The organism is Serratia bockelmannii, from assembly GCF_008011855.1.
Taxonomy (GTDB): Bacteria; Pseudomonadota; Gammaproteobacteria; order Enterobacterales; family Enterobacteriaceae; genus Serratia; species Serratia bockelmannii.
Genome location: NZ_VOUX01000004.1, coordinates 99,602 through 122,217 on the forward strand (window position 1 = coordinate 99,602; position 22,616 = coordinate 122,217).

At 59.3% G+C, this 22,616-nt stretch carries 18 protein-coding genes; 9 read left to right on the top strand and 9 right to left on the bottom strand.

Going from position 1 to position 22,616, the window contains the following annotated elements; genetic code table 11:
- Positions 1-192 precede the first annotated feature (192 nt).
- Positions 193-1,893, bottom strand: a complete 1,701-nt coding sequence (locus FOT55_RS07825; RefSeq protein WP_025302294.1) for a GGDEF domain-containing protein — start codon at positions 1,891-1,893, stop codon at positions 193-195.
- A gap of 337 nt (positions 1,894-2,230) precedes the next feature.
- Here FOT55_RS07825 and pepN point away from each other — a divergent pair, with 337 nt between their 5' ends.
- Positions 2,231-4,849 (top strand): aminopeptidase N, encoded by a 2,619-nt coding sequence (gene pepN / locus FOT55_RS07830; RefSeq protein WP_147823334.1) that lies wholly within the window; start codon positions 2,231-2,233, stop codon positions 4,847-4,849.
- A 56-nt stretch (positions 4,850-4,905) separates the two neighbouring features.
- Here pepN and ssuB read toward each other — a convergent pair whose 3' ends face one another.
- Genes ssuB through ssuE form a run of 5 tightly spaced genes read right to left on the bottom strand, consistent with a single transcriptional unit; the run spans position 4,906 to position 9,218 of the window.
- Positions 4,906-5,679: an aliphatic sulfonates ABC transporter ATP-binding protein gene (gene ssuB, locus FOT55_RS07835; RefSeq protein WP_147823335.1), complete on the bottom strand. Its 774-nt coding sequence runs from the start codon at positions 5,677-5,679 to the stop codon at positions 4,906-4,908.
- Positions 5,676-6,470: an aliphatic sulfonate ABC transporter permease SsuC gene (gene ssuC / locus FOT55_RS07840; protein WP_049204257.1), complete on the bottom strand. Its 795-nt coding sequence runs from the start codon at positions 6,468-6,470 to the stop codon at positions 5,676-5,678. The genes ssuB and ssuC overlap by 4 nt, the downstream gene beginning before the upstream one ends.
- A gap of 11 nt (positions 6,471-6,481) precedes the next feature.
- A complete protein-coding gene (gene ssuD, locus FOT55_RS07845; protein WP_147823336.1) occupies positions 6,482-7,630 on the bottom strand; it encodes an FMNH2-dependent alkanesulfonate monooxygenase in 1,149 nt (382 codons plus the stop codon).
- 19 nt (positions 7,631-7,649) lie between these two features.
- A complete protein-coding gene (locus FOT55_RS07850; RefSeq protein ID WP_147823337.1) occupies positions 7,650-8,615 on the bottom strand; it encodes a sulfonate ABC transporter substrate-binding protein in 966 nt (321 codons plus the stop codon).
- A gap of 24 nt (positions 8,616-8,639) precedes the next feature.
- Positions 8,640-9,218, bottom strand: a complete 579-nt coding sequence (gene ssuE, locus FOT55_RS07855; protein WP_043137622.1) for an NADPH-dependent FMN reductase — start codon at positions 9,216-9,218, stop codon at positions 8,640-8,642.
- 258 nt (positions 9,219-9,476) lie between these two features.
- Here ssuE and pyrD point away from each other — a divergent pair, with 258 nt between their 5' ends.
- Positions 9,477-10,487, top strand: coding sequence for a quinone-dependent dihydroorotate dehydrogenase (gene pyrD / locus FOT55_RS07860; RefSeq protein ID WP_019454516.1), 1,011 nt, complete (start codon positions 9,477-9,479; stop codon positions 10,485-10,487).
- Positions 10,488-10,663: 176 nt separating this feature from the next.
- Positions 10,664-11,212, top strand: a complete 549-nt coding sequence (locus FOT55_RS07865; RefSeq protein WP_004928171.1) for a cell division protein ZapC — start codon at positions 10,664-10,666, stop codon at positions 11,210-11,212.
- 6 nt (positions 11,213-11,218) lie between these two features.
- Here FOT55_RS07865 and FOT55_RS07870 read toward each other — a convergent pair whose 3' ends face one another.
- Positions 11,219-12,322: a YcbX family protein gene (locus FOT55_RS07870; protein WP_016928298.1), complete on the bottom strand. Its 1,104-nt coding sequence runs from the start codon at positions 12,320-12,322 to the stop codon at positions 11,219-11,221.
- A gap of 103 nt (positions 12,323-12,425) precedes the next feature.
- Between FOT55_RS07870 and rlmKL the strand changes: the two genes are divergently transcribed.
- The 6 genes from rlmKL (at position 12,426) to rmf (ending at position 20,483) form a co-directional block, all read left to right on the top strand.
- Entirely contained in the window at positions 12,426-14,552 is a 2,127-nt protein-coding gene (gene rlmKL / locus FOT55_RS07875; protein WP_025302302.1) for a bifunctional 23S rRNA (guanine(2069)-N(7))-methyltransferase RlmK/23S rRNA (guanine(2445)-N(2))-methyltransferase RlmL, read from the top strand.
- A 5-nt stretch (positions 14,553-14,557) separates the two neighbouring features.
- Positions 14,558-16,462, top strand: a complete 1,905-nt coding sequence (locus tag FOT55_RS07880) for an ABC transporter ATP-binding protein (RefSeq protein ID WP_147823338.1) — start codon at positions 14,558-14,560, stop codon at positions 16,460-16,462.
- A 73-nt stretch (positions 16,463-16,535) separates the two neighbouring features.
- A complete protein-coding gene (gene pqiA, locus FOT55_RS07885; protein WP_071826107.1) occupies positions 16,536-17,852 on the top strand; it encodes a membrane integrity-associated transporter subunit PqiA in 1,317 nt (438 codons plus the stop codon).
- A complete protein-coding gene (gene pqiB / locus FOT55_RS07890) occupies positions 17,839-19,485 on the top strand; it encodes an intermembrane transport protein PqiB (protein ID WP_025302305.1) in 1,647 nt (548 codons plus the stop codon). The genes pqiA and pqiB overlap by 14 nt, the downstream gene beginning before the upstream one ends.
- A complete protein-coding gene (gene pqiC / locus FOT55_RS07895; RefSeq protein ID WP_043137613.1) occupies positions 19,482-20,042 on the top strand; it encodes a membrane integrity-associated transporter subunit PqiC in 561 nt (186 codons plus the stop codon). Before pqiB ends, pqiC begins: the two co-directional genes overlap by 4 nt.
- 270 nt (positions 20,043-20,312) lie before the next feature.
- Positions 20,313-20,483 (top strand): ribosome modulation factor, encoded by a 171-nt coding sequence (rmf, locus tag FOT55_RS07900; protein ID WP_004928150.1) that lies wholly within the window; start codon positions 20,313-20,315, stop codon positions 20,481-20,483.
- Positions 20,484-20,547: 64 nt separating this feature from the next.
- On the opposite strand, the gene fabF is transcribed toward rmf, so the two are convergent.
- Together fabF and FOT55_RS07910 are read right to left on the bottom strand one after the other, a co-directional pair.
- A complete protein-coding gene (fabF, locus tag FOT55_RS07905; protein ID WP_043137608.1) occupies positions 20,548-21,825 on the bottom strand; it encodes a beta-ketoacyl-ACP synthase II in 1,278 nt (425 codons plus the stop codon).
- Entirely contained in the window at positions 21,822-22,349 is a 528-nt protein-coding gene (locus tag FOT55_RS07910; RefSeq protein WP_025302308.1) for a winged helix-turn-helix transcriptional regulator, read from the bottom strand. Before FOT55_RS07910 ends, fabF begins: the two co-directional genes overlap by 4 nt.
- Positions 22,350-22,616: the final 267 nt, after the last annotated feature.

The following is a 22,616-nucleotide window of genomic DNA, read 5'->3' on the forward strand; positions in this document are numbered from 1 at the left end:
GAGTATACCCGGATTATCCTGTTATTGAAGCTGCATCACACCATAAATCACCAAAGCGGGTCGAGGATTAAACGTGCCTTTATGACGGCCTGGCGGCGACGGGGAGAAAAAAAAGCCAGATATGCCTGTAAGGTGAATGACTTAGCCTAATTAGTCATAAAAATTATAATGTTAATTATTTTAAACAGCGAATCAGATAAAGCCGGCTTCGGTATGCACGCTGACCCGATCCTTGCCGCTCTTTTTGCAAAAATAGAGCGCTTCGTCCGCCTGTTTGATCGCCGCCTGCAGTGCGGTGAACGCGTTGACCGGCGCGATGCCGCAGCTGGTGGTGAAATGCACTTGCCGTCCGTCGGCCAGGTGTAGCGTCAGGCGATGAGTGCGGGCGCGCAATTGCTCCATGATGTCCCGCGCGTTGTCCAACGAACAGTTACCCAGCAGCACCGCAAACTCTTCGCCGCCGTAGCGGCAGAAAATGTCGCTGGCACGGAACGCGCGTTGCAGCAGGTGTCCGAATGCCACCAGCGCCCGGTCGCCCACGTCGTGGCCGTAGCTGTCGTTGAGCTGTTTGAAGTTGTCGATATCGATCAGGCAAAAGGCCTGCGGGTAGCTGCCGTCGCCCAGCAGCTGAGATTCAAGGAAGAATTTACGACGGTTGTAGATATTGGTGAGCGGATCGAGGAAGGAAGAGGCCTCGAGCTCTTTAATCAGCAGTTGTTTCTCGCTCTCCAGCGAGACCTTGTCCAACTGGTATTGCCTGAGCTGCTGAATGGCGTCGCTGATGGCGATCAGTTCCTGGCTGTAGAAGGCGTCGTTGCGATCGATATTCATCTCACCGCGCGACAGCCGTACGATATTGTTGTGGGTCTTGGTCAGCCAACGGTTGATGCTGGTGCAGAACACCAGCGCCGGCAAAATGAACAGCAATACCACCAGGCCGGCAAGTGCGATCATGCCGTAAATGGTCGTCTGGCTGTCGTAAATCTTGTGGCGCGAGGCGAGGGTTTCCAATTCGAAGCTGCGCTGATACAGCGCCTGCGAAAGCCCGCTCACATCGTCGACATAGCGCGAAATAAGCGCTGTGGGATAGGGCTTGTGGGTATCGATAGCGGTGTACAGCCCATCGGTAATCTGTTGAAGGCGTTCAGCGGACACCTGGGCGAGCAACGCATTGACGATGTCGGTGATTTGTCCATCGTCGTAGTTGATCTTCATGAAGATCAATCGGGTGCTCAGGGCGTTCAGCACGCCGGTCAGTTGAATGGACTTCAGATAGGCGTCTTTGCGAACCAGCGGGCTTACATTGACGTCGATAATCTGGTCGCTCAATTCCGTCAGTGACATATTCAGCCGGTTATTGAGACGGATGGCCTCGAGAAACATAAAGGAGTCGGTATCCACCATCCGGGTATCGTAGGTATAACGGTAATAGCTCTTGCTGGTTTGCGAGATGTAATAGGCGCTGTTGATGTTGAACAGATTAGCGTTGGTGTTATTGATCTGCGAAAGCTGCAGGTTGTCATTATCCAGCAACTGTTCCATCAGGCCGATCATCGACAGCGCGGCAATTTTTTGCCGAACCCCGAGCTGTCTGGCGACCTCATCGTCCAGATGTTCGCGGATCCGGGTGATTCTCTCGCGCGCCACCCGATCGGCGGCCAAACATTGCGCGCGGGTGATCTGAGGATCGATCAGGCTCAATCGTTTGAGACGGTGAGCCTGCAGCGCCGCCTGGAAGGCTTCGGAGATTTCTTTGGCGCGATCAATTTTGTACAGGTTGAGTTGGTTGTCGCGGTAATCGGTATGGGCTTCAAGCAGCTCATCGACGATGAACAGAGAGAAGGAGGTCATCAGGCACAGGGTAAAAAAATAGATTGCGTATTTGATTTTCATAGTGCGAGTCATCCCTGGGCCTGATGCCACAATTATACCACCATGCCGCCTGAGCCGCCTCAACTATGCCGGCGCCCCCCGATGGTGGTTTTTTAGCATTAAATGCTGATTTTTATTTGGCCATTGGTCACCCGCGCTGCCGCCAGACGGACGATTTATGATTTGCCTCTGATTTCTCTATCGTGGTCGCCCGGCGGCTCTGGGCTTTTCGGCCAGCTGTGATACAGTTTATTCACAATTCAGGCCCGCCGCGCGCTGCCGGGAAACACACCGGCTGCGGTACGAAGGGGAAGAGCGGCCTGGCACCTATAACTCACTGAGATGTTTAAGGGTTTTTATGACACAACAGCCACAGGCAAAATACCGCCACGACTATCGCGCGCCCGATTACACCACGACCGATATCGATTTGGACTTCAGTCTGGACGCGGAAACCACGCGCGTGACCGCCGTCAGTAAAATCAAACGTCAGGGCACGGCCGGTGCACCGCTGGTGCTGGATGGTGAAGATCTGACGCTGGTGAGCATTCAGGTCGACGGCCAACCGTGGAGCGCCTACCGTCAGCAGGATAACCAGCTGATCATCGATGAGTTGCCGGCACAATTCACTCTTACCATCGTCAACGACATTCACCCGGCGAAAAACACCGCGCTGGAAGGGCTGTACCTGTCCGGCGATGCGCTGTGCACGCAATGCGAAGCCGAAGGCTTCCACCACATTACCTATTACCAGGATCGCCCGGACGTGCTGGCGCGCTTTACCACTCGCATCGTGGCCGACAAGGCGCGCTATCCGTTCCTGCTGTCAAACGGCAACCGCATTGGCCAGGGTGAATTGGCCGATGGCCGCCACTGGGTGCAATGGCAGGATCCGTTCCCGAAACCTTGCTACCTGTTCGCGCTGGTGGCGGGGGACTTCGACGTGCTGCGCGACAGCTTCACCACCCGTTCCGGCCGTAAGGTCGCACTGGAGCTGTTCGTCGATCGCGGCAATCTGGATCGCGCTGACTGGGCGATGACGTCGCTGAAGAACTCGATGAAGTGGGACGAGACCCGCTTCGGTCTGGAATACGATCTCGACATTTATATGATCGTGGCGGTCGATTTCTTTAATATGGGCGCGATGGAGAACAAAGGGTTAAATATCTTTAACTCCAAATATGTGCTGGCGAAGGCGGAAACCGCCACCGACAAGGATTACCTGAACATCGAAGCGGTGATTGGCCACGAATACTTCCACAACTGGACCGGTAACCGCGTGACCTGCCGAGACTGGTTCCAGCTCAGCCTGAAAGAGGGGCTGACGGTGTTCCGCGATCAGGAGTTCAGTTCCGATCTGGGATCGCGCTCGGTCAACCGCATCGATAACGTGCGCGTAATGCGCGGCGCGCAGTTCGCCGAAGACGCCAGCCCGATGGCGCACGCCATCCGCCCGGACAAAGTGATCGAGATGAACAACTTCTACACCCTGACGGTGTATGAAAAAGGTTCTGAAGTGATCCGCATGATGCACACCCTGCTGGGGGAAGAGAACTTCCAGAAAGGGATGCAGCTCTATTTCGAACGCCACGACGGCAGCGCCGCCACCTGCGATGACTTCGTACAGGCGATGGAGGACGCGTCCAACGTGGATCTGTCGCGCTTCCGCCGTTGGTATAGTCAGTCCGGCACGCCGCTGTTGACGGTGCGCGACGAGTACGATGCGGAAACTCAGCAATATCGCCTGCATGTCAGCCAGAAAACCGCGCCGACCGCCGATCAGCCTGAGAAGTTGCCGCTGCATATCCCGCTGGATATCGAGCTGTACGACAGCGAAGGCAACGTCATCGCGCTGCAGAAGGGCGGCCTGCCGGTCAACAACGTGCTGAACGTCACCGAAGCGGAGCAGACCTTCGTGTTCGACGGCGTGGCGCACAAGCCGGTGCCGTCGCTGCTGCGTGAATTCTCTGCGCCGGTGAAACTGGATTATCCGTACAGCGATCAGCAACTGACCTTCCTGATGCAGCACGCGCGCAATGAGTTTGCGCGTTGGGATGCGGCGCAGAGCCTGCTTGCGACCTACATCAAACTGAACGTGGCGCGGCACCAGCAGAAGCAGCCGTTGTCGCTGCCGCTGCACGTGGCCGATGCGTTCCGCGCGGTGCTGTTGGACGAAAAACTGGATCCGGCGCTGGCGGCGCAGATCCTGACCTTGCCGTCGGAGAACGAAATCGCCGAGCTGTTCGCCACTATCGATCCAGAAGCGATCGCCGCGGTGCACGAAGCGATCGTACGCTGCCTGGCGCGGGAGTTGGCCGATGAGTGGCTGGCGGTGTATCACGCCAACAAGACCGACGGCTACCGCGTGGAGCATGGCGAGATCGCCAAGCGCGCCTTGCGTAATGTGTGCCTGGGCTATCTGGCGTTCGGCGAAGATGTGGTGCTGGCGGACCAGCTGGTGAGCGAACAGTATCGCCAGGCGGACAACATGACCGACTCGCTGGCGGCGCTGTCTGCTGCGGTCGCGGCCCAGCTGCCGTGCCGCGATGCGCTGCTGGCGGCGTTCGACGAGCGCTGGCATCAGGATGGCCTGGTGATGGACAAATGGTTCGTGTTGCAGGGCAGCAGCCCGGCGGCAGACGTGTTGAGCAAGGTGCGCGCGCTGTTGCAACACCGTTCGTTCAGCCTGAGTAACCCGAACCGCACCCGTTCGCTGATCGGCGGCTTCGCTTCCGGCAACCCGGCGGCGTTCCATGCGGCGGATGGCAGCGGCTATCAGTTCCTGGCGGAGATCCTCAGCGATCTCAACCAACGCAACCCGCAGATCGCCGCACGCCTGATTGAACCGCTGATTCGTTTGAAGCGTTACGACGCAGGCCGCCAGGCGCTGATGCGCAAGGCGCTGGAACAGTTGAAAGGGTTGGAAAACCTGTCCGGCGATCTGTACGAGAAGATCAGCAAGGCGCTCGACGCCTGATCTTTTCGCGATGAAGACATCAAGGGACGGCCTGCGCCGTCCCTTTTTTTATCCGTTCAATTCGCTGCCTGACGAGGGCTGGCCGCGGTGACCGGCGGCGATAACACCCGTTCCAGCACTTCGGCCTCCAGTTCCGCCAGCCGGGCCGAGCCTTTGCGGCGTGGCCGCGGCAGATCGATGGTGAGATCCAGCCCGATATGTCCCTCTTCGATCAGGATCACCCGATCCGCCAGCGCGATGGCCTCGCTGACGTCATGCGTGACCAGCAGTACGGTAAAACCGTGTTGTTGCCACAGCGTCTCTATCAGCCCTTGCATCTCGATGCGCGTCAGGGCGTCCAGCGCCCCGAGCGGTTCGTCCAGCAGCAGCAGGCGAGGGCGGTGGATCAGCGCGCGCGCCAGGGCGACCCGCTGCTTTTGTCCGCCGGACAGCGCCGCCGGCCAGTCGCGGGCGCGATCCGCCAAACCGACCGCGTCCAGTGCCTGCAGCGCCGCGTCGTGCCAGTGGCCGCGCAGCCCCAGGCCCACGTTGTCGATCACCGTTTTCCACGGCAGCAGGCGCGCATCCTGAAACATCAACCGGGTATCCTCTTTGGCGGCGGCAAGCGGCGCGTTGCCGCTGAGCAGCGCGCCGCTGCTGGCCTGTTCCAGGCCGGCTAACAGGCGCAGCAGGGTGCTCTTGCCGCAGCCGCTGCGGCCGACCACCGCCACGAACTGCCCGGCGGAAATGCGCAGCTGAATATTGTCCAGCACGGTGCGGTTGCCGTAACGTTTGCCGATGGATTCCAGCGTCACCGGCGTGCCTTGGGCAAGGCGAGCGGGAAGGGTCATAGCGCTTCTCCCTGTTTCAGTTGATAGGCCGGATGCCAGCGTAACCAGACGCGCTCTAGCAGCTGCGCGCCCACGTCCGCCAGCTTGCCGAGCAGGGCGTACAGCACGATCGCCACTACCACCACGTCGGTTTGCAGAAATTCACGCGCGTTCATCGCCAGGTAGCCGATGCCCGAATTGGCCGAGATGGTTTCGGCGACGATCAGCGTCAGCCACATGAAGCCGAGAGCGAAACGCACGCCGACCATAATCGACGGCAGCGCGCCTGGCAGCACCACCTGTGTAAACAGGCGGAAACCGCTCAGACCGTAGCTGCGGGCCATCTCCAGCAGGCCGCGATCGATGTTTTTGATGCCGTGATAGGTATTGAGATAAATCGGGAACAGCGTACCGAGCGCCACCAAAAAGATCTTGGCGGACTCATCGATGCCGAACCACAGGATCACCAGCGGGATCAGCGCCAGGTGCGGCACGTTGCGGATCATTTGCACCGAGCTGTCCAACAGACGTTCGCCCCAGTGCGACAACCCGGTAATAAAACCGAGGATCAGTCCGATGCTGCCGCCGATGGCAAAGCCGATCAACGCGCGCTGGCTACTGATGCTCAGGTGCTGCCACAGCTCGCCGCTTTGGCTCAGGCGCCAGAAGGCGGCGAGCACCGCGCTCGGCGCCGGCAAAATGCGGTTGGACAGCCAGCCAGTTTCGACGGCGATTTGCCAGAGGATCACCAGCGCCAACGGCAGCGCCCAGGGAGCCAGCCGATACAGGATGCGTTGTACGTTATTTGCCATCGGGGCGCTCCTCAGCTCTGCGACACTTTTTGCGGAACATAAATGTTGGCCACCACTTCGCCCTGCGGGCGCACCGGCTGAAGGCGCGCAGGCGTTTCTTCCTGCGCCAGATCGAGGTGAGGGAACAGCAGTTCGCCGACGCGGTAGGCCTCTTCCAGATGCGGATAGCCGGAGAGAATAAAGGTGTCGATGCCCAGATCGGCGTATTCCTGCATGCGTGCGGCGACCGTCGGGCCATCGCCCACCAGTGCGGTGCCGGCGCCGCCGCGCACCAGGCCGATGCCGGCCCACAGGTTCGGGCTGATCTCCAGGTTGTCCTTCTTGCCGCCGTGCAGCGCCGCCATGCGCCGTTGGCCGACGGAGTCGAAGCGCGCAAAGGCTTGCTGCGCGTTGGCGATGGTTTCCTCATCGAGGTGGGCGATCAGCCGATCGGCGGCGCGCCAGGCCTCTTCGGTGGTTTCCCGCACGATGACATGCAGACGGATGCCGAAACGCACCTGTCGGCCCTTCGCCGCCGCTTTGGCGCGTACTTCCTCGATCTTCTCTTTGACCTGCGCCGGCGGCTCTCCCCAGGTGAGGTACATTTCTACCTGTTCGGCGGCCAGATCCTGCGCGGCGGTGGAGGATCCGCCGAAATAGAGCGGCGGGCGCGGTTGCTGCACCGGCGGGAACAGCAGCTTGGCCCCTTTCACCTGAATATGCTTGCCGTCGAAATCGACGGTTTCGCCTTCCAGTACCCGGCGCCAGATATGAGTGAACTCGGTCGAGGCCTCGTAACGCTCTTCATGACTGAGATGTAACCCCTCCGCCGCCAGCTCTTCCGGATCGCCGCCGGTGACCAGATTGAACAGCGCGCGCCCGTTGGACAGGCGATCCAGCGTCGCCGCCTGACGCGCCGCCAGCGTAGGGGAGATGATGCCCGGCCGCAACGCGACCAAAAATTTCAGCCGCTGGGTGACCGGGATCAGCGAGGCGGCCACCAGCCAAGAGTCTTCGCAAGAGCGACCGGTGGGGATCAGCACACCGCCGAATCCCAGCCGATCCGCCGCCTGGGCGATCTGCTGCAAGTAACCGTGATCGACGCTGCGAGCGCCCTGCGCGCTGCCAAGATAGTGGCCGTCGCCATGGGTGGGTAAAAACCAGAAAACGTTCAGGCTCATCGTCAATGTTCCCCCGTATTTATTGCGCGCTTGGGCGCCAGATGCGTTGCGAGATGTCGACCTTCACCGGCACCAACCGGTTGGCGTAAAACAGGTCGGCGGTTTGCTGCTGCGCGGCGATCGTATGCGCATCTAGCGGTGTGATGGCGGTCGGGGGGCGGTGATCCAGATAGCTGGCGATCACCGGTTCCGGCAGCCCCATGGCGTTGGCCAGCAGGGTCACGCTTTGCGCCCGGTCGCTGCGGGTGAGCGCATCGGCCTGGGTCAGCACCGTCAAGACCTGGCTGATAAAGGCGCCATTAGCTTCGACATAGGGGCGCGCCGCCAGATAGAAGGAACCGGTCTGATTCAGATCGGTGCCGTCGCCGAGCACCCGCACGCCGCCCTGCAGCAGCGCGGCGGAATAATAAGGATCCCAGATAGCCCAGGCATCGACGTTGCCCTGCTGGAATGCGGCGCGCGCATCGGCGGGCGTCAAATAGGCGGGCTGGATATCCGTAAATTTCAGTCCGGCCTTTTGCAGCGATCGTAGCAGCAGGTTATGTGAGCTGGATCCTTTCTGGAACGCGACCTTATGGCCTTTCAGATCGGCGACGGTTTTGATCGGGCTATTTTCCGGCACCAGGATCACTTCGGCCTTCGGTTTGGGCGGCTCAACGCCGACATACAGCAGATCCGCGCCGGCGGCCTGCGCAAAGATCGGCGGAATATCACCGGTGCTGCCCAGATCGATGCTGCCGACGTTCAAGGCCTCCAGCATCTGCGGGCCGGCGGGAAATTCAATCCAACTGATGCGGGTGGCGGGGAAGCGTTCCTCCAGCAGCCGGTGGCTTTTCGCCAGCACCAGACTCACCGATCCTTTCTGGTAACCGATGCGAAATTGCGCCGGATCCTGCGCGACGGCGGCGTTGGCCCAGACCAGCGACAGCAGGCCGGTGAAGGCCGCGGTGCTCAGCCAACGTCGCAAAGCGTTGCGTTGTTTCATTCAGGCCCTCCTTTTCCAGGCATGTCAGGCGGTTTGACGCGCCGTCAGCGGCGAGGCGACGCGCAGCGCGGGCGGTTTGCGGCGGCCAAGCGCCAAATAGAAACTGGCGAGCGCCTCTTCCAACCGGGCGGCCACGGCGTCGGTGAGCGTGGCGCTTTCGCCGGTCAGTTGGATCTGGCTGTCGTCGGCGAACACGCCGTGCAGCACCTCTTGCGCTTTCAGCGCCGCCAGCACAGGTTTCAGCGCATAGTCCACCGCCAGCATGTGGCCGACGGAACCGCCGGTCGCCAGCGGCAGCACCACCTTATGATCCAGCGCGCGTTCCGGCAGCAGGTCCAGCAGAGTTTTCAGCGCGCCGGAGAACGACGCTTTATAAACCGGCGTGGAAATCAGCAGGCCGTCGGCCTGCGCCAGCTGCTCGGCAAACGCCTTGATCGCCGGACTGTTGAAGTTGGCGTACAGCAGATCTTCGGCGTCAAAGTCGTGCAGGGTATAGGCCGTCACTTCCACCCCTTGCTGCCGCAGCCAGTTCTGACTCAGCGAGAGCAGCGCGGCGGAACGTGATGGGATACGTGGGCTACCGGCCAGTGATATAACGCGCATTGCCACTCCTTATAACTAAAAGTTAGGTTTAATTAGAAAATCAATGGGAAGTGTTTTAAACCTACCAGCAACCGGGCGCGTTGTTTAAATCTCATTTTTTGATTTGGATATGCGCAAAAGCGGATTGGCGCCGATTTGGCGGTGAAGTGGGAAAACGATTGCGTAAAAACGGCTTTTTTTGCCTTTAATCAATTCCAATTAGGCGGGGGATACCGGATAATACGCCCCCGGTTTGCAACCGGGAAATCAGGAGAGTCCATGTACTACCCCCTCATCAGGAAAGCGTTGTTCCAGCTCGATCCGGAGCGCGCGCACGAAGTGACCTTTCGTCAGCTCAGCCGTATTACCGGCACCCCATTAGCGTTTCTTGTCCGTCAGTCCGTGCCGACCAAACCGGTCAGCTGCATGGGGCTGTCGTTTAAAAACCCGCTGGGATTGGCCGCCGGTCTGGATAAAAACGGCGAATGCATCGATGCGTTCGGCGCGATGGGCTTCGGCCATGTGGAAGTCGGCACCGTGACGCCGCGTCCGCAACCGGGCAACGACAAGCCGCGCTTGTTCCGCGTGGTTGAGGCGGAAGGCCTGATTAACCGCATGGGGTTCAATAACCATGGCGTGGACAATCTGGTTGAAAACGTTAAGAAATCCCATTTCGGCGGCATTCTTGGGATCAATATCGGCAAGAATAAAGACACGCCGGTCGAGCAGGGAAAAGACGATTATTTGATCTGCATGGATAAAGTTTATCCGTATGCCGGATATATCGCGATTAACATCTCTTCACCGAATACGCCGGGGTTACGATCCTTACAGTATGGCGAAGCGCTGGACGATCTTTTGGCTGCGATTAAAAATAAGCAGCAGGAATTACATGCGCGGCATCACAAATATGTGCCGGTGGCGGTAAAGATCGCGCCGGATCTTTCAGAAGAAGAATTGATCCAAATTGCCGATAGCCTGGTGCGGCATAATATCGATGGCGTGATCGCCACCAATACCACGTTGGATCGAAAATTGATCCAGGGGTTGAATTACTGCGAACAAGCGGGCGGGTTAAGCGGGCGTCCGTTGCAATCACGCAGCACCGAAGTGATCCGTCGTCTCTCCACCGAACTGCAGGGGCGCCTGCCGATTATCGGCGTAGGCGGCATTGATTCGCTGACGGCGGCGCGCGAAAAAATGGAGGCCGGCGCGAGCCTGCTGCAAATTTATTCCGGATTTATCTATCACGGCCCGCGTTTGATTAAAGATATCGTTACCCATATCTAATATTTTTCCTCTCATTTTATTCCGGGGGTTTATTTCTGCCCCCGGCTCGTCTATATTTTGTTCGTTAGCATAAATATCGTTCGCGGAATTATCCGATGTTTAAGCTATTTTATCGGTGATAAAATCGCCTTTTAGGGTGAGTGCGGCATTGGCATAGGCAGCGAGAAGGATACGAAATGAAGATAAAACCTGACGATAATTGGCGTTGGTATTTTGATGCCGAACACGATCGGCTAATGCTGGATTTAGCTAATGGTATGATCTTTCGTTCACGTTTCCCGGCCAAAATGTTAACGCCGGACGCCTTTGATGAATGCGCTTTTTGCGTGGATGACGCCGCCCTTTATTTCACCTATGAAGAACAGTGCAAGCAGGTCAAGCTGAGCCATGAACAGCGCGCCGAGCTGGTGTTGAATGCGCTGGTCGCCTATCGCTTCCTGAAACCGCTGATGCCAAAGAGCTGGCATTTCTCGCAGCAGCATTACCCGCTGCAGCCGAAAAATGGCGAGCTGGCGGCGGTGAAAGTGATGGAGAGCGGCGCGGAAGCGCGCTTGCTGGTGGTGGAGGCCGGGGATAACGCCAGCCTGTGCCTGCTTGCGCAAAATCAGCTGACGGTCGCTGGCCGTACCATGGTATTGGGTGACGCCATCAAGGTGATGCACGATCGGCTGAAACCCTGCGCGCAGGATGAAAGCGCCGCCCCGGCTTACGACAGGGCGGTATAAGGCGGATTACGCCAACGTCAAATCACTTTTCGGGATGCAGCTGCAGCACAGGATGGTGCCGTTGTCGCCCAGCGCGCTTTTCTTCAGGGGCGCGACTTCACCGCTCAACAACGTAATGCGGCAGCTGCCGCAAATCCCGGCGCGGCAGGAGTAAGGTACGCGGATGCCTTGCTGTTCCAACTGCTCGAGCAGGATCTGCTGGTTATTGCCGGTAAACACCTTGCCTTCATATTCGATCGTGACGCTGTGCGCGCTGTCTTGTGGCGCCTGCACGCTCTCCACCACTTTCCCGGCGCCATAAGGGCGCGGCGGCTTGGTCGACAGCACTTCCACCGTATCGCCCACGCGAATGATGCCGCTGTTGCGCGCGATCATATTCTGGCCAAAATCGATGTCGCCGTTGTCGGCGGAGCGGAATTTTTGCAGCGTGCTGAGCGGTTCGCCGCTCGGGTGCTTGCGGCCACGCTCGGTGCTGACGGTGGTAAGCACGCAGCGGCTGCAGGGTTTCACCAGATCGAACATCACGTCACCGACGCGGATCACCTGCCAGCCGTCTTCGGCCCAGGCGGTGGCGCCGCTCACCACCAGATTGGGGCGGAACTGCTCTAGCTTGATGCTGCCGGGGCAGCGCTGTTGCAGATCGTTGAACGAAGCCTGGTTAATCAGCAGATAAGGGTAGCCGTCGGCAAACGTCAGCGGGATTTCAGGGTGTTTCTTGACCCGGCGGGTCAGCTCCGGCCCCAGCCAGCGCAGCTGCACGTCGCGCTGGAAATAGCCGCTCAGCCAGCGGTTGATCTCATCTGGCGCAGTCAGCGCGGTGAAATGGTTGCCCCATACCTCGGTCGGCTGCGGCGCGGCGGCGAAGTCGCTGAAGCGAATGGCGGCGCTTTCACCGTCCGGCGCGGTCAGAAACAGCCCATCCGGCAACAGCGCCGGCGTGAACAACACCATCTGCGGATATTGGCGCGCGGTAATAAAGGTGCCGTCCGGCTCGGTGATCATAAAGTTGCGGTCGAAGGCCAGACCGCTGCTGCCGACCTGGGCGTAAGAAAGCTGCAGGCCGCGCAGTGATTTAACCGGATGGACGTAGAGTTTGGAAAGCGTGATCACCCTTATCTCCGTGCGATGATTAAATAGAAGGGAGCAACTTTATGACAAGCGGTGCGGATTAGCTATAATGCGCAACAATTTTCTTTTTGGTGATAAGTACGATATGAACTCTCTGTTTGCCAGCACGGCGCGTGGATTGGAAGAACTGTTAAAAAGCGAGCTGGAAGCGCTTGGCGCTCACGACTGCAAAGTGGTGCAGGGCGGGGTACATTTTCAGGGTGACGATCGTCTTCTGTACCAAAGCCTGCTGTGGAGCCGCCTGGCTTCGCGCATTCTGTTGCCGCTGAACGAATTCCGCGTGCACAGCGACCTGGATCTGTACCTTGGGGTGCAGGCGATCGACTGGCCGAGCATTTTTGGCGTGGATAAAACTTTTGCCGTGCATTTCAGCGGCGTGAACGAAGAGATCCGCAACAGCCAATATGGCGCGCTGAAGGTGAAAGACGCCATCGTCGACAGCTTCACCCGTAAACTTGACCAACGCCCGACGGTTGCCAAGCAGCAGCCGGATATTCGCGTTAACGTCTTCCTGCAACGCGATATGGCCAGCGTGGCGCTCGATCTGAGCGGCGAAGGCCTGCACCAGCGCGGCTACCGCGATCTCACCGGCCAGGCGCCGCTGAAGGAAAACCTGGCGGCCGCCATCGTGCTGCGCTCCGGCTGGCAGCCGGGCACGCCGATGCTCGATCCGATGTGCGGTTCCGGCACGCTGTTGATCGAAGCGGCGATGATCGCCGCCGATCGCGCGCCGGGTCTTCACCGTCAACACTGGGGCTTCAGCGCCTGGAATGGCCACAACGCCGAACTGTGGCGTGAAGTCACCACCGAAGCACAGGTTCGTGCCCGCCGCGGTCTGCAGGAAACCGCCTCTCGCTTCTTCGGTTCCGATATCGATCGCCGGGTGATTGAGATGGCGCGCGGCAACGCCCGTCGCGCCGGCGTCGCCGAACTGATCACCTTCAACGTCGGCGACGTCGCGCGGTTGACCAACCCGCTGCCGGAAGGCCCGCACGGTACCGTGATCAGCAACCCGCCGTATGGCGAGCGTCTGGAAAGCGAACCGGCGCTGATCGCGCTGCACAACATGCTGGGCCGCGTGATGAAAAGCGCCTTCGGCGGTTGGCAGCTGTCGCTGTTCAGCGCCTCGCCGGAGCTGTTGAGCTGCCTGCAGCTGCGCGCCGAGCGCCAGTTTAAGGCGAAGAACGGCCCGCTGGAGTGCGTGCAGAAAAATTATCAGCTGGCGGCAAGCCCGGCCGGTGCCGCTACCGGCGGCGTGCAGGTGGCGGAAGATTTCGCCAACCGTCTGCGCAAGAATTTGAAGAAGCTCGACAAGTGGGCGAAGCAACAAGGCATTGAATGCTACCGCCTGTACGATGCCGATCTGCCAGAATACAACGTCGCGGTGGACCGCTACGGCAGCAAGGTGGTGGTGCAGGAGTATGCGCCGCCGAAAACCGTCGATGCACAGAAAGCGCGTCAGCGCCTGTTCGATGTGATCAACGCGACGCTGGCGGTGCTGGAGCTGCCGTCGAATCAGCTGATCCTGAAAACGCGCGAGCGGCAGAAGGGCAAAAACCAGTACGAGAAACTGGCGCAGAAGGGCGAGTTCCTGCTGGTGGAAGAGTATAACGCCAAGCTGTGGGTCAACCTGACAGACTATCTCGATACCGGCTTGTTCCTCGATCACCGCATCGCGCGCCGTATGCTGGGCGAGATGAGCAATGGCAAGGACTTCCTCAACCTGTTCGCCTATACCGGCACCGCCAGCGTGCATGCCGGGCTGGGCGGCGCGCGCAGCACCACCACGGTGGACATGTCGCGCACTTATCTGGAATGGGCGGAGAAGAACCTGCGCGCCAACGGCCTGACCGGCCGTCAGCATCGATTGATCCAGGCCGACTGCCTGTCGTGGTTGAGCAACGCCAACGAACAGTTCGACGTGATCTTCATCGATCCGCCGACCTTCTCCAACTCCAAGCGGATGGAGAACACCTTTGACGTGCAGCGCGATCACCTGGCGCTGATGAAAGATTTGAAACGGTTGCTGCGCCGCAACGGGACCATCATGTTCTCGAACAACAAGCGCGGTTTCCAAATGGATATGGCAGGGCTGAGTGCGCTGGGCCTGGAGGCGAAAGAGATCACCGCCAAGACGCTGTCGCAGGACTTTGCCCGTAACCGTCAGATCCACAACTGCTGGCTGGTGACTCACGCCGGCGAAGGAAAATAATTACTATGTCGTTAATCAGCATGTCCGGCGCCTGGCTTTCTTTCAGCGATGCGCCACTGTTAGACAACACCGAAATTCATATCGAAGACAACGAGCGCGTGTGTCTGGTCGGGCGCAACGGCGCCGGTAAATCTACGCTGCTGAAGATCCTCGGCAAAGAGATCCCGCTGGATGACGGCCGGGTGATCTACGAACAGGATCTGATCGTGGCGCGTCTGCAACAGGATCCGCCGCGCAATATCGGCGGCAGCGTGTTCGACTTCGTGGCGGAAGGCGTTGCGGAGCAGGCAGAACACCTGAAGGCGTATCATGCGATTTCCCACCTGGTGGAAAGCGATCCGAGCGAGAAAAACCTGGCGCGCATGGCGCAAATCATGGAGATCCTCGATCACCAGGGACTCTGGCAGCTCGACAGTCGCATCAGCGAAGTGCTGCTGCAGCTGGGGTTGAACGGCGACGCAGAACTTTCCTCGCTGTCCGGCGGCTGGCTGCGTAAAGCGGCGCTGGGCCGTGCTCTGGTGAGCTCGCCGCGCGTATTGTTGCTCGACGAACCGACCAACCACCTGGATATCGAAACCATCGACTGGCTGGAAGGTTTCCTGAAAGAGTTCGACGGCAGCATCGTCTTCATCTCGCACGACCGTTCGTTTATCCGCAACATGGCGACGCGCATCGTCGATCTGGATCGCGGTAAGCTAGTTTCCTGGCCGGGCAACTACGATCTGTACCTGCAGAGCAAAGAAGAAGCGCTGCGGGTGGAAGAGCTGCAAAACGCCGAGTTCGATCGCAAGCTGGCGCAGGAAGAGGTCTGGATCCGTCAGGGCATCAAAGCGCGCCGTACCCGTAACGAGGGCCGCGTGCGTGCGCTGAAGGCGCTGCGCGTCGAGCGTTCAGAGCGCCGTGAAGTGATGGGCACCGCCAAGATGCAGGTGGAAGAGGCGACTCGCTCCGGCAAAATCGTATTTGAGCTGGAAGACGTCAATTATCAGGTTGGCGAAAAAGTGCTGGTGCGCGGTTTCTCCGTTCAGGTGCAGCGCGGCGACAAGATTGCGCTGGTGGGGCCGAACGGCTGTGGCAAAACCACGCTGCTGAAACTGATGCTCGGTCAGCTGAAAGCCGACAGCGGCCGCGTGCACTGCGGCACCAAGCTGGAAGTGGCTTATTTCGACCAGCACCGCGCCGATCTCGATCCGGAGCGCACGGTGATGGACAACCTGGCGGAAGGTAAACAGGAAGTAATGGTCAACGGCCGCCCTCGCCACGTCTTGGGCTACCTGCAGGACTTCCTGTTCCACCCGAAGCGTGCGATGACGCCGGTGAAGGCGCTGTCGGGCGGTGAGCGTAACCGCCTGCTGTTGGCTAAGCTGTTTCTGAAACCGAGCAATCTGCTGATCCTCGATGAACCAACCAACGATCTCGACGTCGAAACGCTGGAGCTGCTGGAAGAGCTGATCGACGGCTATCAGGGCACCGTGCTGCTGGTCAGCCACGATCGTCAGTTCGTCGACAACTCGGTGACCGAGTGCTGGATTTTCGAAGGCAATGGCGTGATCAAGGCCTTCGTCGGCGGTTACTACGATGCGCATCATCAGCGCGCGACGGCGAAACCGATTCGTCAGGCGGCGCCGAGCGCGAGCAAACCGGCGGCGGAGAAAAAGGCCGAACAGCCGAAGAAAGCGGCGGCCAAGCTGAGTTACAACCTGCTGCGTGAGCTGGAACAGCTGCCGCAGCGGCTCGAACAGCTGGAAGCGGAAATCGAAGCGCTGCAGGCGCAGATGAGCGATGCCGACTTCTTCACGCGGCCGCACAGCGAAACGCAAGAAGTGCTGACGGCGTTGGCTAACGCCGAGCAGGCGCTCGAGCAGGCCTTCGCCCGTTGGGAAGAGCTGGAAGCGATGAAAAACGGCTGACCGTTGCGATACCGCCCGCGCGCTGCTGCGGGCGGTATCGACGTGCCGGTGAGCAACGTTATTGAGGAGGAATATGGTGTGTTCCCACAACAATCATCAGCAGCATAGTCATTCCGCACCTTCGGCGGCGCAGCAGGATAACCTGATGCTGTGCCCGCAGTGCGACATGTTGGTGGCGCTACCGCCGCTGGCCTATGGCAGCAAAGCGGTATGCCCGCGCTGCAAAACCACGCTCAGCGCCCGCTGGGACGAACCGCGCAAGCGGCCGATCGGTTACGCGCTCAGCGCCTTGTTCATGCTGGTGCTGGCCAACATTTTCCCGTTTATCAACATGCGCGTCGCCGGCCTCGGCAACGAAATCCGGCTGATTCAAATCCCGGAAGTCATGGTGGCGGAAGACTACGCCAGCATGGCCACCTTGTTTATGGTGTTCGTGCAGCTGATCCCGGCATTTTGCATGGTGGCGATCATCCTGTTGTGCGCCAAAGTGCGTTTGCCGCTGGGACTGAAAGAGTGGATGGCCCGGGTGCTGTTCCAGTTCAAAACCTGGTGCATGGTGGAGATTTTCCTCGCCGGGGTGCTGGTCAGCTTCGTCAAGCTGATGGCCTATGGCGATATCGGTATCGGCAGTAGCTTCGTGCCTTACTGTCTGTTCTGCCTGCTGCAGGTGCGCGCTTTCCAATGCGTGGATCGGCGCTGGCTGTGGCAGGACATCGAACCGGCACCGCGTCTCGATCGCCCGCTGACGGTAGGACGCACCGGCATGCGCCAGGGCGTGCGCTCCTGCGCGTGCTGCACGGCGATCCTGCCGGCCGATCAGGTGAGCTGCCCGCGCTGCCACACCAAGGGCTACGTGCGTCGCCGCCACAGCCTGCAGTGGACGCTGGCGCTGCTGGTGACCTCCATCATGCTGTATATTCCGGCCAACCTGATGCCCATCATGGTGACCGAGGCGCTGGGTAACAAAATGAACTCCACCATCATGGCGGGGGTGATCCTGCTGTGGGGGGACGGCTCTTATCCGGTAGCGATGGTGATTTTCATCGCCAGTATCATGGTGCCGTCGCTGAAAATGTTGGCGATCGGTTGGCTGTGTTGGGACGCCAACGGCAGGAAGAAACCGCGCGCCGACAGCGAGCGCATGCACCTGATTTATGAAGTGGTCGAGTTCGTTGGCCGCTGGTCAATGATCGACGTGTTTGTGATCGCCGTGTTGTCGGCGTTGGTGCGAATGGGGCAGTTGATGAGCATTTATCCCGCGACGGGCGCCGTGCTGTTCGCGCTGGTGGTGATCCTCACCATGTTCGCCGCCATGACATTTGATCCCCGGCTGACCTGGGATCGCGCAAGTGAAACAATCAACAAGGAGCCGCAAGGTGACGGAAAATAATCATAGCGTCGCGGACGTCGAGAAGATCAAACGCTGGTCGCCGGTGTGGATCATTCCCATCGTGACCGCGCTGATCGGCGCCTGGATCCTGTTTTACCACTTTAGCCATCAGGGGCCGGTAGTGACGCTGGTGACTACGACGGCGGAAGGGCTGGAAGCGGGTAAAACCAAAATCAAAAGCCGCAGCGTTGACGTCGGCGTGGTGGAAACCGTCACGTTGAGCGATGACCTGAGCAAGGTGATGGTGCAGGCGCGTCTTAATTCCGGCATGGAGAAATTGCTGCGCCAGGATTCCGCCTTCTGGGTGGTGAAGCCGCAGATCGGCCGTGAAGGCGTTTCCGGGTTGGGGACGCTGCTCTCCGGCGCCTATATCGAACTGCAGCCGGGCAACAAGGGCAAAGACGGTAAAGACAACTACCAGCTGCTCGACGCGCCGCCGCTGGCCTCTCCGGATGCCAAAGGGCTGCGTATCGTGCTGGACAGCGAGAAATCAGGCCAGCTTAACGCCGGCGATCCGGTGCTGTTCCGCGGTTATCGCGTCGGGTCGGTGGAAACCAGCTATTTCGATCCTAAAGCGCGCGCCATGCGCTATCAGCTGTTCATCACCGCGCCTTACGATCAGTTGGTCACCACCAACGTGCGCTTCTGGAAAGACAGCGGCGTGGCGTTTGACATGTCGGCGCAGGGCATGCGGGTAGAGATGGGATCATTGACCACGCTGTTCAGCGGCGGCGTCAGCTTCGACGTGCCGGACGGCTGGGATCGCGGCGAACTGGCGAAAGAGAAGGCGGAGTACCAGCTGTTCGACAACCAGCGCAGCACGCAGGATTCGCTGTATACCGTACATAAGGATTACCTGCTGTTCTTCTCCGACTCGGTACGCGGCCTGCAGCCGGGCGCGCCAGTCGAGTTCCGCGGCATCCGTCTGGGTACGGTGGCGCAGGTGCCGTTCTATAAAGACGGCATGGCGCAGCGTCTGGATAATGATTACCGCATTCCGGTGCTGATCCGCATCGAGCCGGATCGCTTCCAGAAACAGCTGGGCGGCAACTTCGATATCGAAGGGCACTTGAAAGACGCCGAGTCCCGCGGCATGCGCGCCTCGATGAAGTCCGCCAACCTGCTGACCGGTTCGCTGTATATCGATCTCGACTTCTATCCGCAGGAGAAACCGTGGAAAGGGCCGCGCGAGCTGTTTGGTTATCCGCTGATGCCAACCACCAGCGGCGGTCTGGCGCAGATCCAGCAGAAACTGATGCAGACGCTGGACAAGATCAACGCGATGCCGATCAATCCGATGATCAACGAGGCGACCAAGACGCTGGCGGAAAGTCAGAAAACCATGAAGTCGACGCAGCAGACCATGAAGTCGTTGAACGACATCATCGCCAGCAAAGAGATGCAGGCGCTGCCGCAGGACATGCAGAAAACGCTGCTGGAGTTGAACCGCAGCATGAAAGGGTTCCAGCCAGGTTCGCCGGCTTACAACAAGATGGTGGGCGACATGCAGCGCCTCGATCAGGTCTTGCGTGAGCTGCAACCGGTGTTGCGCACCCTGAATGAGAAGAGCAACGCGCTGGTGTTTGAAGCCGCCGGCAGTAATGACCCTCAGCCGAAGAAGGCCACGAAATGATGAAATGGATCCCGGTAGCCCTGGCGCTGTTGCTCAGCGCCTGCAGCAGTTCGCCACAGAAGACTTACTATCAGTTGCCGGCGCTGGGCGCGCCGGCCGCGGCCAGCAGCAGCGGCGCCTCCACGCGCCAGCTGTGGCTGGAGCACGTGAGCGTGGCGGATTATCTGGCGCAGAGCGGCGTGGTGTATCAGACCAACGACGTGCAGTATGTGATAGCCCAGAACAACCTGTGGGCCAGCCCGCTCGACCAGCAGCTGCAGCAAACGCTGGTCACCAACCTGAGCAGCGCGCTGCCGGGTTGGGTGGTCTCTTCGCAGCCGATGAGCAGCGATCAGGATGTGCTGAACGTGACCATCAGCGGCTTCCACGGCCGTTTTGACGGCAAGGCGATCATTCGCGGCGAGTGGGTGCTGAACCGCCAGGGGCGCTTGATCAAACGGCCTTTCAGCCTGGAGCTGAAACAGGGTGAAGACGGCTATGATGCCCTGGTGCGCACTCTGGCGCAGGGGTGGCAGCAGGAAGCCCAGGCTATCGCCGCACAGATGGGCGGCATTTAGTCATAATTTGGTCTAAAATCGTCTAATCCCTGTCGCCGTGGAAATTCGTTTTTTCTCGCTGGCAGGGATTTCTATTTCATTTCAACTGGTTAACTCCTTCCCCGGCAGATCAGCCACTTAGCACTTTCCTCGGGCGTAGCTCACAAATATGACATTGGCGTGAATTTTGCGCATTGATCTTCTCTTCTTTTAGCGCTATTGATTACTCGTGGCTGCGCAAAAAGCAGCCATTGTTTTCTTTCCACCAGACCAAAATGAGGGAAACGAGGCATGAAGAGACAGAAACGCGATCGTCTGGAAAGGGCGCATTCGAGAGGGTATCAGGCAGGTATTTTAGGGCGTTCCAGGGAACATTGTCCCTACCAATCATCGGTGGACGCCCGGTCTCAATGGCTGGGAGGTTGGCGAGAAGCCATGGAAGACAGGGCTGTGACCGCTTAAGCGGCTCCCTGTCAAATAAAAGGAATAACCTCCGCCCTTTGGCGGAGGTTTTTGTTTCAGGCGTTTATTTATCCTGCCAGCGCTTCAGCAAAATACTCGCATTCACGCCGCCAAAGCCGAAGCCGTTTGATAAGGCGTAGGTCATATTCATCGATTCCGCCTGTTTCGCGACCAGATGCAAGCCTGCCGCCGCCGGATCGGGGTTATCCAGATTTAGCGTGGCAGGGGCTATCTGATCGCGCAGAGCCAAGGCGGTAAAGATGGTTTCCAGCCCGCCGGCGGCGCCCAGCAGGTGCCCCGTCGCTGATTTTGTTGAGGTCACGGCGACAGTCCCGGCCGTGCCAAACAGGTGTTTGATGGCGTTGATTTCGCCCAAATCCCCTACGGGTGTCGATGTCGCGTGCGCATTTAAATGCTGTACCTCCTCGGGAACGACGTTCGCCTGCTTCAACGCGATTTTCATCGCCCGATAGGCGCCGTTGCCGTCTTCAGCGCCGGATGTCATGTGGTAGGCGTCGGCGCTGGTGCCATAGCCGACGATTTCCGCGAGCGGGGTGGCGCCGCGCGCCAGCGCGTGTTCCAGCGTTTCAATCACCAGCATGCCGGCGCCTTCCCCCATGACAAATCCGTCCCGGGCGCTGTCGAAGGGCCGAGAGGCCTGTTGCGCCAATTCGGCCGGAGCGGTGGACATGGCGCGCGCGGCGGCGAACCCGCCCAGGCTGACGGTATCTATAGCGGCTTCGGTACCGCCGCACACGGCGATATCGGCTTCATCATTGCGGATCATACGCACTGCGTCGCCAATGGCTTGCACGCCGGCGGCACAGGCGGTGACCGGCGCGCCAATCGGCCCCTTGAAGTGGTGTTTGATTGAAACGTGGCCGGCCGCCAGATTGACCAGGAATGAGGGGATGGTGAACGGCGACAGCCGTTTGGCGCCGCGGCTGTCGGTTGTGCGCACCGCCTGGGCAATCGCCGGGAAACCGCCAATACCCGAGGCAATGACGGTGGCTGTGCGCTCTTGTTTTTCGTCCGTATCGGCTATCCAGCCGGCCTGACGAATGGCTTCATCCGCCGCCGCCATAGCAAACAGGATAAAGCGGTCCATTTTCTTTTGGTCCTTGGGGGCGACGGAGGCGTCGGGGTTGAAGCCCGCTTCAGCATCTTGCGCCAGCGCCGGGACTTGTCCTCCGACCTTGACCGGTAAATCTGCAACGATCTCGTCAGGCAACGCTCGAATGCCGGATTCTCCTTTTAACAAACGTTGCCAGATGGCTTCAACACCGCACCCTAGCGGTGAAACGGCGCCCATGCCGGTAATGACGATACGACAATTGCTCATGATGGCTCCTTGGTAAATTCGGGTAAATCGGCGAGGCGCCGCTGCCGCATCAGTTCGGCGCGTTGATATATGCCATCGCTTGCCGCCGGCCCTGGCGCCAGCGTAATGAACTGCGGCGGCACCGGCTGTTGGGTATCACGATTGACCAACTGGACTTGGATCGGCCGATCGTTGCGTCCGTCGACCAACAGGGCGCTGACGTCCCCGTCGGTCAGATGATTGTTGCCCCATTGTGAGAGCGCCGCCAACACCGGGAGAAAATCGTTGCCGCGCTCAGTAAGCAGGTAGTGATAGCGCACCGGCCGCGTTTGATAACGTTCTTTATACAGAATGCCGTGGGCCACTAAATCCTTCAGGCGACGCGCCAGTAGCGTGGGTGACATCCCCAGACTTTGTTGGAATTCGTCGAATTTGGACAACCCCTGAAAGGCATCACGCAGGATCAGAATGCTCCACCATTCCCCGACGCGATCTAATGAACGCGCGACGGGGCAAGGTGCATCGCTAAAGCGGGTTTTTTGCATACCTTTCTCACTAAGTACAATAATTGTAGTTACTATGCTAGTCATGTTAGAGGATCTTGAGGGGCAAGAGAATAACCGGATGCAAAAAAAGCGCTATTGCACTGATGCGGGGAGTGAGGGAGGCCGCCTTTCAGGCTGCCTATTGCTTTGGCCGCTTCGGGTAAGAATAGGGTAAAGACCTATGGGGGAAGACATTTCGGTGAAGGGCGATGAAATAAGGTACACCCAGCATCAATGCCAACGTGATGAGATATTCCATAACGCCGA

Bases quoted from the DNA above. Each gene is read 5' to 3' on its own strand.
- FOT55_RS07825 (WP_025302294.1), bottom strand. From the start codon at position 1,893: ATGAAAATCAAATACGCAATCTATTTTTTTACCCTGTGCCTGATGACC.
- pepN (WP_147823334.1), top strand. From the start codon at position 2,231: ATGACACAACAGCCACAGGCAAAATACCGCCACGACTATCGCGCGCCC.
- ssuB (WP_147823335.1), bottom strand. From the start codon at position 5,679: ATGACCCTTCCCGCTCGCCTTGCCCAAGGCACGCCGGTGACGCTGGAA.
- ssuC (WP_049204257.1), bottom strand. From the start codon at position 6,470: ATGGCAAATAACGTACAACGCATCCTGTATCGGCTGGCTCCCTGGGCG.
- ssuD (WP_147823336.1), bottom strand. From the start codon at position 7,630: ATGAGCCTGAACGTTTTCTGGTTTTTACCCACCCATGGCGACGGCCAC.
- FOT55_RS07850 (WP_147823337.1), bottom strand. From the start codon at position 8,615: ATGAAACAACGCAACGCTTTGCGACGTTGGCTGAGCACCGCGGCCTTC.
- ssuE (WP_043137622.1), bottom strand. From the start codon at position 9,218: ATGCGCGTTATATCACTGGCCGGTAGCCCACGTATCCCATCACGTTCC.
- pyrD (WP_019454516.1), top strand. From the start codon at position 9,477: ATGTACTACCCCCTCATCAGGAAAGCGTTGTTCCAGCTCGATCCGGAG.
- FOT55_RS07865 (WP_004928171.1), top strand. From the start codon at position 10,664: ATGAAGATAAAACCTGACGATAATTGGCGTTGGTATTTTGATGCCGAA.
- rlmKL (WP_025302302.1), top strand. From the start codon at position 12,426: ATGAACTCTCTGTTTGCCAGCACGGCGCGTGGATTGGAAGAACTGTTA.
- FOT55_RS07880 (WP_147823338.1), top strand. From the start codon at position 14,558: ATGTCGTTAATCAGCATGTCCGGCGCCTGGCTTTCTTTCAGCGATGCG.
- pqiA (WP_071826107.1), top strand. From the start codon at position 16,536: ATGGTGTGTTCCCACAACAATCATCAGCAGCATAGTCATTCCGCACCT.
- pqiC (WP_043137613.1), top strand. From the start codon at position 19,482: ATGATGAAATGGATCCCGGTAGCCCTGGCGCTGTTGCTCAGCGCCTGC.
- rmf (WP_004928150.1), top strand. From the start codon at position 20,313: ATGAAGAGACAGAAACGCGATCGTCTGGAAAGGGCGCATTCGAGAGGG.
- fabF (WP_043137608.1), bottom strand. From the start codon at position 21,825: ATGAGCAATTGTCGTATCGTCATTACCGGCATGGGCGCCGTTTCACCG.
- FOT55_RS07910 (WP_025302308.1), bottom strand. From the start codon at position 22,349: ATGCAAAAAACCCGCTTTAGCGATGCACCTTGCCCCGTCGCGCGTTCA.